Annotated in this window: 10 protein-coding genes and 1 other RNA gene; 6 read left to right on the top strand and 5 right to left on the bottom strand. The window is 73.3% G+C overall.

The genetic code is table 11. The annotated features are described in order from the left end of the window. The coding region (locus AC5LUJ_RS07125; RefSeq protein WP_493464661.1) for a hypothetical protein at positions 1-642 on the top strand (642 nt) is incomplete at its 5' end. A 265-nt stretch (positions 643-907) separates the two neighbouring features. Beyond that, a complete protein-coding gene (locus AC5LUJ_RS07120; RefSeq protein ID WP_250285552.1) occupies positions 908-1366 on the top strand; it encodes a hypothetical protein in 459 nt (152 codons plus the stop codon). Between the two features lie 121 nt (positions 1367-1487). Here the strand turns inward: AC5LUJ_RS07120 and AC5LUJ_RS07115 are convergent, their stop codons facing one another. Both AC5LUJ_RS07115 and AC5LUJ_RS07110 read right to left on the bottom strand, forming a co-directional pair. Next, entirely contained in the window at positions 1488-3611 is a 2124-nt protein-coding gene (locus tag AC5LUJ_RS07115; RefSeq protein WP_493464660.1) for a hypothetical protein, read from the bottom strand. Between the two features lie 345 nt (positions 3612-3956). Beyond that, positions 3957-4226 (bottom strand): hypothetical protein, encoded by a 270-nt coding sequence (locus tag AC5LUJ_RS07110; RefSeq protein ID WP_445548453.1) that lies wholly within the window; start codon positions 4224-4226, stop codon positions 3957-3959. 385 nt (positions 4227-4611) lie between these two features. Between AC5LUJ_RS07110 and AC5LUJ_RS07105 the strand changes: the two genes are divergently transcribed. The 3 genes from AC5LUJ_RS07105 (at position 4612) to AC5LUJ_RS07095 (ending at position 7892) form a co-directional block, all read left to right on the top strand. Next, positions 4612-5745 (top strand): Nif3-like dinuclear metal center hexameric protein, encoded by a 1134-nt coding sequence (locus tag AC5LUJ_RS07105; RefSeq protein WP_493464659.1) that lies wholly within the window; start codon positions 4612-4614, stop codon positions 5743-5745. A gap of 58 nt (positions 5746-5803) precedes the next feature. Then, the gene (locus AC5LUJ_RS07100) at positions 5804-6547 is read left to right on the top strand and encodes a zinc ribbon domain-containing protein (RefSeq protein ID WP_250285254.1); all 744 of its coding nucleotides are present in this window, start codon (positions 5804-5806) and stop codon (positions 6545-6547) included. A gap of 202 nt (positions 6548-6749) precedes the next feature. Next, positions 6750-7892, top strand: coding sequence for a bifunctional RNase H/acid phosphatase (locus AC5LUJ_RS07095; RefSeq protein WP_250285255.1), 1143 nt, complete (start codon positions 6750-6752; stop codon positions 7890-7892). Positions 7893-7984: 92 nt separating this feature from the next. On the opposite strand, the gene AC5LUJ_RS07090 is transcribed toward AC5LUJ_RS07095, so the two are convergent. Both AC5LUJ_RS07090 and AC5LUJ_RS07085 read right to left on the bottom strand, forming a co-directional pair. Beyond that, positions 7985-8227, bottom strand: coding sequence for a type II toxin-antitoxin system Phd/YefM family antitoxin (locus tag AC5LUJ_RS07090; protein WP_250285256.1), 243 nt, complete (start codon positions 8225-8227; stop codon positions 7985-7987). Positions 8228-8396: 169 nt separating this feature from the next. Beyond that, entirely contained in the window at positions 8397-8855 is a 459-nt protein-coding gene (locus tag AC5LUJ_RS07085) for a lipopolysaccharide assembly protein LapA domain-containing protein (RefSeq protein WP_250285257.1), read from the bottom strand. A 230-nt stretch (positions 8856-9085) separates the two neighbouring features. Here AC5LUJ_RS07085 and rnpB point away from each other — a divergent pair. Continuing rightward, an RNA gene (gene rnpB / locus AC5LUJ_RS07080) (RNase P RNA component class A) lies at positions 9086-9499 on the top strand. A 268-nt stretch (positions 9500-9767) separates the two neighbouring features. Here rnpB and AC5LUJ_RS07075 read toward each other — a convergent pair. Further along, on the bottom strand, positions 9768-10390 hold a 623-nt coding region (locus tag AC5LUJ_RS07075), incomplete at its 5' end, for a tetratricopeptide repeat protein (protein WP_493464658.1).

The following is a 10390-nucleotide window of genomic DNA, read 5'->3' as shown; positions in this document are numbered from 1 at the left end:
GCGGCAGGGCAGCCCGAGGCAGGGCAGTCCGATGCGCACCAGGCTGCCGCCCGGCGTCCCCCCTCGTCCTGGCCGGATCGGCATGACCGGCCCGACGGTGTCGGGGTGGACGGCTGGCCGGTGCCCGAGGAGCCCCGGCGCCCCTTCTGGGCGGTCAGCGGATCCGGCCTTTTCGCCGGCCTGCTGTGCGCGGCCGTCATGGCCGCCCTCGGCCTGCCGGTCGGGCTGCTGTGGGCGCTGACGGCCCCGCGCCTGAACGTGCGGGCGGTACTGGCCGGCAGCGAGATCGTTTTCGACGCCCAGGCCGGCGTCGACGTGTACTTCGCCATGATCTGTGCCGCCGCCGGCCTGGCCGGGGGCCTCCTCGGCTTCTGGCGGGGCCGTGACAGCGGCTGGCCGGCCCCCGTCGGGCTGGCTCTGGGGGGGATCGGCGGCTCCCTGCTGGCGGGCTGGATCGGGCATGCGCTGCGGTCGGCGCGGGCTGTCTCGCAGCTGCCCGAGGGCGCCAACAGCCTTGTCGTCCAGCTCGTCGAGTTCCGGCTGCGCTCACCCGGCTTCCTGCTCGTCCTGCCCACCGTGTCGCTGTTGGTACTCTCGGTGCTGAGCTGGTTGTCGCTCTTTGTGATGCCACGTCGCGAATAGATACGAACAGTCACCGTTGGGCGTCATGCCGCGGTTTCCGCAAGGTTGTCATGGGGGACGGTTCCGGTTCCGCCCGAGGCGTTCGGGAGAGGGCCGGGGCCGGCGTACCGCGTCCTTCCGTCGTCTCGGGCGCACCGGTGGTCTTGTGCGCGGCTGGCCTGGTCGACGATGATGCGCTGTCCGCCTGGTCGGAATGCTCGTGCGGGGATGGCGAGCTGGCGCAGCCGGCTGGCACGCTGTCCGCTCGGGTCAGGAGGTCGGGGCCGTGGCCGAACCCACACCGGAGGTGCTGGTCGTCATCGCGTCGCGGGCGGCCGGGCCGGAGCCGGCGGGCTACGGCCCGGACGGCGATGGCGGCCCGGCACCCCGTGATGATCACGATGACGTGCCCGGCCCCGCCGAGGAGGAACCCGGCGGGAGCGGCCGCCAGCAGGCGGTCCTCGCCGCTCTGCGGGAGATCGCGCAGGTCACGGCGGTCCTGCCACCCCGGCTGGCCCTGGTTGCCGCCGCAAGGAGCCAGGCGGGCGCGCTGGCCCGGCTGCCCGGTGTCGTCGGGGTGTTCCCCGAGGCGGTGCCGGCGGGCCTGCGCGAGACACTCACCGCGGGTGAACGTCTCTTCGTGGACGGATGGCTCGCGCGCCTGGCCGGCAAACGGCGTCCCGCGGACGGACTGCCCTGGGACGCCACCGGCACCGGCCGGCTGCCTCCCGGCCCGCCCGCGTGACCGGGCAGCGAGCACCGCGCCGCCGGCAGCGCGCGCGGAGCGCGGTCGCGTCGCCGGCGGCGCGGTGGAGGACGCGGCCCGGGGCGCCCCGGGCGGCTTCCGGCGTGGGGAGCCGGGAAAACTAGAAGATCTTCCCGGGGGGCAGCCACTGGAAGGTGTCCGACGTGCGTGCCATCGCGTACAGCCGGTCACCGGCTCTCGCCACGACCTCCAGATGCCGGCCGAACGAGCTCTGGATCATGGTGACCGCGTCCACCTGTCCGAGGTCGGTGGCGAAGCGGGTCGGGCCGCTCCAGGGGAAGCCGGCCGCGTCGTTGTTCCGCCACAGGTGGACCAGGCCGCCGCTGGCCGACGGCACGACCACCTCGAAGTTGCCGGCCCGGCCGAACCCGCCCTGGATCAGCACCGGATTACCGGTGACGCCCTCGGCGAACACCGTCGAGGTCCGCCACACGCCGTCGCTAGCGCGGTAGAGGTGGGCCAGCCGGCCGCCGGCCAGCGCGACGGCTTCCAGGTTGCCGTTGCCGAAGTTCCCCTGGATGAGGCTGACCGCGTCGACATGGCCGAGGTTCGCCGCCACGACGACCGGCTGGCTCCAGGGGAAGCCGGCGACGTCGTTGTTGCGCGAGAGGTGCAGCAGGCCGACGTCGGCGGCGGGCACCAGCACCTCGAACGTGCCGCGCCGGCCCAGCCGGCTGTGGATCAGTGACGGCGTCCCGGCGACACCGTCGATGACCCGGACGGGGGGCTGCCAGCGCAGGGCGGGCCCGCTGTCGCGCCAGAGGAACAGCAGTGACTTCCCGGTCCGGGCGAGGGCTTCCAGCGCCCCCGGTGTCGCCAGCCTGCTCTGGATCATTGTGAGCGCGTCGATCCGGCCGTTGCCCTGCGCCACCTGTGTCGGCTCCCGCCAGGGGAAGCCGGCGGCGTCGTTGTCCCGCCACAGGTGCGTCATCCCGGCGAACGCCGACGGCACCACCAGCTCGAAGTTGCCGGCGCGGCCGAAGTCGCCCTGCACCAGGACGGGGTTGCCACCGACCCCGCGGCCCCAGCCGATGTGGCTGGGGGTGTAGCGGCACAGCTCGAAGCTGTTCGACCGCATCAGGCAGGTGACGCTGTCCGCCGCGCAGCCGTCGCAGTTGCCGTTCGGGGTGGCGAACCGGCCCCATGTCCCGCCGCAGTCGCATCCGCTGGCGGCGTACTCGTCGGGACAGCCGAAGATGTGGCCTGTCTCGTGGGCGAAGACCCGGTCGAGGTTGTCCGGGCCCCAGCCGTCGTTGTCGTAGGACAGGACGAGCCGGGGCCCGCCGATGGAGCTGTAGGCGAAGTACCGCAGCGGGTACTTGGTGACGAACGCGCAGTAGGACCATCGTGTGACGTGCCTGTCGCGCAGGTCGTCGACGTAGTCGTAGACCCCGTCGAAGTTCGGCTGGTAGCCGAGCTGGCTCATGGCCGGGTCCCGCCAGCGCGCTTCCAGGTCGGCCGCCGCGGGGTCCGGGGGAGCGGAGATCTGGACGACCTTGATGTCGTAGCTGAAGGTGAGCTCCGCCGCCGGGTTGACGGTGGCGTACCAGGACAGCCCGTTCTGGATCTCGGCGACGGTCTTGGTGCGTTCCGCGGCGGTGAACTGCAGATCGGCGCTCGGCCCCTCCACGATGATCACGCCGATCGCGACGCTGCCCTCCATGAAGGCGCTGGTGGGCCCGCCGGTGCCGCCTGCCCCGCCCGGCTGGCCGGACTGCCCGTCGGCCGGGGCGGCGGCGGGCACGGGCCGGCTGCCCGCGCCCAGAGCGGTGGGGGAGGGCGAGCCGGCGGGGGAGCGCGGCTGCCGTGGGACGCTGCCGCCGCCACCCGCGGCCCGCCCGGAGGAGGAGCCTCGCGGTGGTGGGACGTCGGTGCACGGCCGGTCCCAGTCCCACAGCTCGTCGGATCTCGCGCGGTCCTGCTTGGTCCGCTGGTAGCCGGCGCTGGCGCGTAACTGGAAGGCCGCCAGGCCCAGACGTTCGAGCCCGTCGAGATGAGCGGGGTCGACGGCGGTGGCGCCGGAGGCGTCCGGCCCGGGAAGGGACTCCAGGGCGGCCGTGGCGGGGCTGACGATACTGACCCGGCCGTAGCAGTGGAGCACCCGCGCGGGCTCGTAGGTCGGTGGTGGCTGGTCGGCCGGGCCCGAGCCGCCGTCACGTACCGTGCTCGCCTGCGCGTACGCATGTGTCACGATGATCTGTTCGGCTGGTATGTCCCCCGCCATGGATGATCCGTATCCCTTCTGGTGGCTGAGCTGTGCGGACAAACTGTGCGGAGTTGTACCTTATTGATCTAGAGTTGTGCCGCGTTTGGGAAAAATGCGCGGATATCCAGCCCGACGCCATATCCGCACAACAAAGATCTGCATCAGGGATGCGGGTGCCGAGATCCTCCTGCCGGATGGATCCGGCGCGAGCCGGGAACCGGGTGGATCCCGCATCCGGAACAGCCCCGGCCCCGGCTCCGAGATCGTCGGAACCGGGGCCGGGATGGGCTCTGCCGGGGTGGCCGGGGGCGGGTGACAGCCAAAGACGATTACAAATAGTGACTGTCTGTCCGGGGTGGCCGGTTACAGCGGGCGACGCAGCGGCGCCGAAGGTGGTGGCTCGCCCCGGTGCTGCGGGTCACCCCAGCCCACGGGGCCCGGCATGGTGGGCTGGAGATGCTGGCCCGTTCCGGTCTGCGGCCCCAGCTGCCCCGGCTGGCCCGGCTGGCCGCCACGGGCCTGGGCGGCCAGGGCCTCCGCCGCGTTGTGCATGAGCATCTCGATCAGCCGTACGGCCTGTGCGGTCGGAAGGGTCAGTACGACCTCGGCGTCGCCGGCAATCGTGAACGTCACGGATACATCCGCCATGTCGGAATCACGTCCTCGAGTGGGCGCTGGTGTGCCTCCGCAGGCGCGTATATCACGATTGCGCCTCCTTCGACCTGAGTGTGCCTGAACAAGCGCGCATGCACGGTTTGGATCCGTCTGCCGCAGAGGCCACGGTACGGCGCGGCGGCCGGCCGGTGCCCGCCGCCTCACGGTGGGCCTGCCGGCGCGGCCGCGCCGATCACAGCCCGGTAGTGTCCGGACGGTGGCAGCATCACATCCTCCCGTTCGTCCGGACCTGGGCGGCCGTCGCGGAAGGCCGCCGGGGACACCGGCCGGGCCACCGCTCGGGCCGCGGCCCGGGCCACCGCCCGGATCGTCATGGGTATCGGTGGTATCAGGGGTGCTGGGGGTGCCCGGATCGCGGCCCGGGCCGCTGGGGCTGCCGGCCGGCGCCCGCGCGCGGCAGCCCAGCGTGGCCGAGTGCGTCGCCGAACTGGAGCGGTGCTACCCGCCGTCCTGGGCCCAGTCGTGGGACGCGGTGGGGCTCGCCGTCGGCGACCCGGACATGCCGGTTCAGCATGTTCTGTTCGCCGTCGACCCCGTCGTCGAGGTCGTCCGGGAAGCTGTCGAGCGGGGTGCGCGGCTGCTGGTCACCCACCATCCACTGTTCCTGCGGGGGGTGCACGCGGTGGCCGAGACGAACGCGGGCGGCCGGGTCGTGGCCACCGCCATCCGCGGTGGGGTGGCGCTGTTCACCGCCCACACGAACGCCGATGTGGCCTGCCCCGGGGTGAGCGACGCGCTCGCGGACGCACTCGGGCTCACCGCCGTCGAACCACTCGACAGGCTGCCGGAACGGCCGGGTGGGCCGGAACAGCCGAGGGAGCCGGAACGGCCGGGAGGGCCGGAACGGCCGGGAGGGCCGGAACGGCGGGGAGAGCCAGGACGGCTGGGCGGGCTGGGACGGCTGGGACGGCCGGGGAAGCCGTCGGACGGCCCGGGCCGGCCCGGCAACGGTGGTCTCGGCCGGGTCGGTGAGCTGCCCCGGGCCGAGCCGCTGCACGTCTTCTGCGCGCGGGTGGCCGCCGCGCTGCCCGCCACCGCCGGCGGGGTGCGCGCCACCGGCGACCCGGACCGCCCGGTGCGCCGGATCGCGGTCTGCGGTGGCTCCGGCGGCGAGCTGACCGGTGCCGCCGCGCGTGCCGGCGCCGACGCGCTGGTGACCGCCGACGGGCGCCACCACCACGTCCTCGACGCCGTGGCCGCCCACGACGTGGCGCTCGTGGACGTGGCGCACTGGGCCAGTGAATGGCCCTGGCTGCACGTTGCCGCGGCCCGGCTGCGTGCCGGTCTGGCCGCCCGAGGCCGTACGGTGAACACCACGGTCTCCGCCCTGGTGACCGACCCGTGGCGGTGGCACGCGCCCTCGTCGTGGCCGGCCGGGCCGGATCCCGGCCGAGCGGCGGGTCAGAGCCACGGCCACGGGCAGGACCAGGACCAGGACCAGGCTGACGATTCTGACCAGGGCCGGGACCAGTGGTGACGGATGCCGCCGGGAGCAACGTCCGCGGAGCACCGTCGCGGAGCACAGTGAGGAGCACATGAAGGCCGATCCAGCGACCCAGCTTCGCCTGTTGGACGTACAGGCGATCGACTCCAGCCTTGACCGGCTCGCCGCGCGCCGGCGCAACCTGCCCGAGCATGCCGAGATCGACAAGCTGGACGCGCAGCTCGCCGCCCTCAACGACGACCTGGTCCGGGTCTCCACCCAGCTGCGGGACCTGGGCCGCTCGCAGCAGAAGCTGGAGACCGAGGTCGACCTGGTGCGCTCCCGGGCCGCCCGGGACCGCGAACGGCTGGACTCCGGGCGGATCACCAACGCCCGTGAGCTGGAGAACCTGCAGGCGGAGATCGCCTCGCTGGCCCGCCGGCAGGGCGTGCTCGAGGACGAGCTGCTCGAGCTCATGGAGACCGCCGAGGGGCTGGAGGCCCGGGCCGGGGTGATCAGGGCGGACCAGGAGCGGGTCGACGCCGAGCGGGCGACGTCCGTGGCCAGCCGGGACGCGGCCCTGGCCGAGATCGACAACGAGGTGGCGGCCCGCCGCGCCGAACGCGAGGCCATCGCCCCGGCCCTGCCCGCCGACCTGGTGGCCCTGTACGAACGGCTGCGCGCCTCGTCCGCCGGGGTGGGGGCGGCCCGGCTCGTGCGGCGCCGCTGCGAGGGATGTCACCTGGAGCTCTCCGGCGGCGACCTGCGCGAGGTCGCCGCGGCTCCGGTGGACGCCGTCGTGCGTTGTGAGGAGTGCCGGCGCATCCTCGTCCGGACCGCGGAATCAGGCCTGTGAACCGGGCCAGCCGGGCCAGCCGGGCCAGGTCGGCACGCGCGGCCGGGCGGCCCGTGGGCGGAGCCGGCCGTGCGCACGAAGCCGGCTTCGTGGACGGGGCCGGCTTCGTGGACGGGCGCGGCCTCGTGGACGGGGGCGCTCCGGCGGACGGGACCGGGCCGGTGAGCCGGCAGGCGGGCTGGCAGGCGGATAGGAGCCGATCATGAGTGACCGTCCGGCACGCCGGCTCGTCGTCGAGGCAGACGGCGGGTCGCGGGGCAATCCGGGCCCGGCGGGCTACGGGGCGCTCGTCCGCGACGCCGGCACCGGCGCCGTCCTGGCCGAGCGGGCGGGCGCGATCGGCCGGGCCACCAACAACGTCGCCGAGTACCAGGGCCTGATCGCCGGGCTGCGCGCCGCGGCCGACCTCGCCCCGGACGCCGACGTCGAGGTCCGGATGGACTCCAAGCTCGTCGTCGAGCAGATGAGCGGACGCTGGAAGATCAAACATCCGGCCATGCGTCCGCTGGCGACACAGGCCGCCGAGGTCGCGCGGGAGTTCCCCCGGGTCCGCTACACCTGGATTCCGCGGGAACGCAACAGCCACGCCGACCGGCTGGCGAACGAGGCCATGGACGCCGCCGCGCAGGGCCGCACCTGGGAACCACCCGAGCCCCAGTCGCCGGAGCCCGTCCCGCACACGGCACCGACCACCCACCGGCTGTCGGGCTGGATGGCCCCGCCCGCTCCTCCCACCACCACCGTGCTGCTGCGCCACGGGCAGACCCCGATGTCGGTGGAGAAGCGGTTCAGCGGCACGCTGGACGCCACCCTGACCGACGTCGGCCAGGCGCAGGCGCTCGCCGTGGCGGGGCGGCTGCGCGACGTCCCCTTCGACGCGGTGTACTGCTCGCCGCTGAAACGGGCCCGGCAGACCGCGGACGCCCTCGGCCGGGACTACCTGGTCGACGACGACCTGCGCGAGACCGACTTCGGGACCTGGGAGGCCCTGACCTTCGGCGAGGTCCGCCAGCGCTTCCCGGACGAGCTCAACGCCTGGCTGGCCGACCCGTCGGTCGCCCCGCCCGGCGGGGAGAGCATCCTCGCCACGATCCGGCGGGTCACCGCCGCCCGCGACCGCGTCCTGGCCGCGCACCCGGGCAGCCGGATCCTGATCGTCTCGCACGTGACCCCGATCAAGGCCCTCACGCAGCTGGCGCTGGACGCCTCGCCCGCCGTCCTCTACCGGCTTCACCTCGACCTGGTGTCGCTCTCCACGATCGACTGGTACTCGGACGGCCCCGCGGTGCTGCGCGGCTTCAACGACGGCATCCACGCCGCCCACCTGGTCGAGCCGGGCCAGTAGCCGCGCTCCCGGCGATCCGCCCGAGGCAACGAGCGGCTCGGACGACAGGAAACGACGGGAAACGACAGGAAACGACAGGAAACGCCGACTGGCTACGTGCGGACCTCACCGGCGAAGGCGGCTCGCAGGTCGGTGTGCGCCGCTTCGAGATCGTCCGCGAAGGCGGGGTCTGCCGCGTACTCACGCAGGGCCTCTCCGAGCCGGTCGGCAACGGTATGCCGTTCCGGCACGAACCGGCCGACTGCCACGCCGTCACGCGTGATCACTACGGCCTCTCCGTGCTCGACCGCATCAAGCAGCCCGGCGAAGTTACGGGCCGCCTGGGTGGCAGTCATCGTCCTGATCGATACGGCCTATCAGACCTGATATGTATATACGTAACGAGGTCTGGAGCGGCTGCCGAGGAAGCGGGCCGTCCGAGACCGCGCTCACGGCTGCGACGCTCACCCTCACAGCTCCGATCCGGGCGTACGTCTGGTTCGGGGGCCGGGCCGGGCTGTCCGGTCAGGGTGTCCGGGACTGCTGGGCCGGGTGCCTGCCGCGGCGGTACTGGCGCAGTTCCTTCCGCACCCTGATCTGGGTGATCAGCCCGATCAGCAGCCCGATCAGGAGGCCGGCCGCCGTCGCGGCGGCGAGCGCGCCCGCGAGCGACATGTTGTGGGTCGAACCGAACAGCCAGATGTCCACCCGCTGGTTGTTCTGCACGACGAAAACGATCACGGCGATCGCCAGCAGCAGGACGAGGACAGTGATCGCATAGGTGGAGTAGGCGACACCGCGCCGCCGCTCGGCCGGTACGGGCTCGGCGGGTGGGACCGGTCCGGCGGGCGGGGTGGGCGTGGTCGGGCCGGTGCCGCTCGCCCCGGGCACGCCGGTACCCGGTGACCAGGCTCCGCCGGCAGGCGGGGGCTGTGTCGGGCGAGTGTGGTCGATCTTCTTGGTGGGCTCTCCAGGCGTTGTCACGGCCGATCCCGTCCCTCGTCTCCCTGATGGTGCCTGATGGTGCCGTCTTCCAGAATGATGTTGCCTCGCGGGCGGTGGCTGTGCCGGGCGCGGTGTAGCCGCTGATGCCGCGCTGTCCCGGCATCGCCGCTGCCCTGGCACCGCCTGTTGTCCTGGCACGAAGTATCCCCGTCCTGGGTTACCGGGGCAGGCCGGGACGGGCCGTCATGGCATATGCTGACGGTCACGGATGAGTCGGCCAGGCGGTCGCGTCGGTTCCGCTCCCGCGGAGCCGCCGAGGAACGTCCGGGCTCCACAGGGCAGGGTGGTGGGTAACACCCACCCGGGGTAACCCGCGGGACAGTGCCACAGAAAACAGACCGCCGGCGTCCTCGGGCGCCGGTAAGGGTGAAACGGTGCGGTAAGAGCGCACCAGCGCCCGGGGTGACCCGGGCGGCTAGGTAAACCCCACCCGGAGCAAGGTCAAAAGGTCCTGGAGCCTCTTGGGGTTCCGGGGCTGCGCAGGCGTTCGAGGGCTGCCCGCCCGAGCCTGCGGGTAGACCGCTGGAGGCTGCCGGCAACGGCAGCCCGAGATGGATGACCGCCAGCCGGAGCCGTCTCACGGCCCCGGCCCACAGAACCCGGCGTACCGGCCGACTCATCCGCCCCACAGCCCCTGAGCTGGGCAGACAGCAGTTCCCGCGATCGTGGCCCGTACCTGGCCCGCGGGAGCGCCGAGCACGGAATCGACGGCCCGGCGCTGAACGAGGAGAGCACAGCGCGGAGGGTGCGGGCGGGGCCCCGCCCGCCCTTCATCGGCGCGTTCGACAGCGCTCGCGACGACCTGTCCGAGCAGGGTGGACGAAGCTGACCGGCCTCTCGGCCTGCCAGCGACGAGACCACCTGTGGTCACCGTCCGAGGAGTTTTCTGATCTATCCCGAGCGTTCCGCAGCACCGGTGGCAGCGGCCAGGTTCCCCCTGATCGTGACGACCAGCGGATGGTCAGGACCGAGAACCCGCAGACTGTCGGCGAGCGCCTGCTCGTACAGGCCGATGGCCTGCGCCACCCGCCCCGCCGTCTGGTAGGCGCCGGCGAGGTTGTTGCGGGAGGTCAGGGTGTCGGGGTGGTCGGGGCCGAGTCTGGTCTCGGTGAGGGCGAGTCCGCGACGTAGGTAGGGGAGGGCCGTGTCCGGCCGGCCGTGATGCGCCAGATAGCTGCCGGTGCGGTCACACAGCCACGAGACCACCGGGGCTGTCCGTTCGTCCCAGCCGCCGTCGTCATAACCGTCCAGCACGGCGCGGACGTGCGGCAGCAGGGAGCGCCAGCGGGGCCAGCCCGCCGGCTGCTCGATGTCGGTGGGCAGCGCGGCCCGTAGCAGCCGGAGCAGGGTGGCCGCCGTCGTCATCCGACCCTCGGGGCTGATCCCGGCCCGGGTTGCGGCCGCGATCAGCCGGTGGGTCGTCACCGCCGGCCCGTCCCGGCGGGTCAGGCCGTAGTCGACCAGCGCCCCGACCGTCTCCGCCCACGCCAGCCGGTCGCCGGCTGCCGCCCGCA

The organism is Protofrankia sp. CiP1_Cm_nod3 (assembly GCF_982290655.1).
Note: the sequence above shows the minus strand (reverse complement) of the source record. Positions and strands in the feature narration are given on the sequence as shown.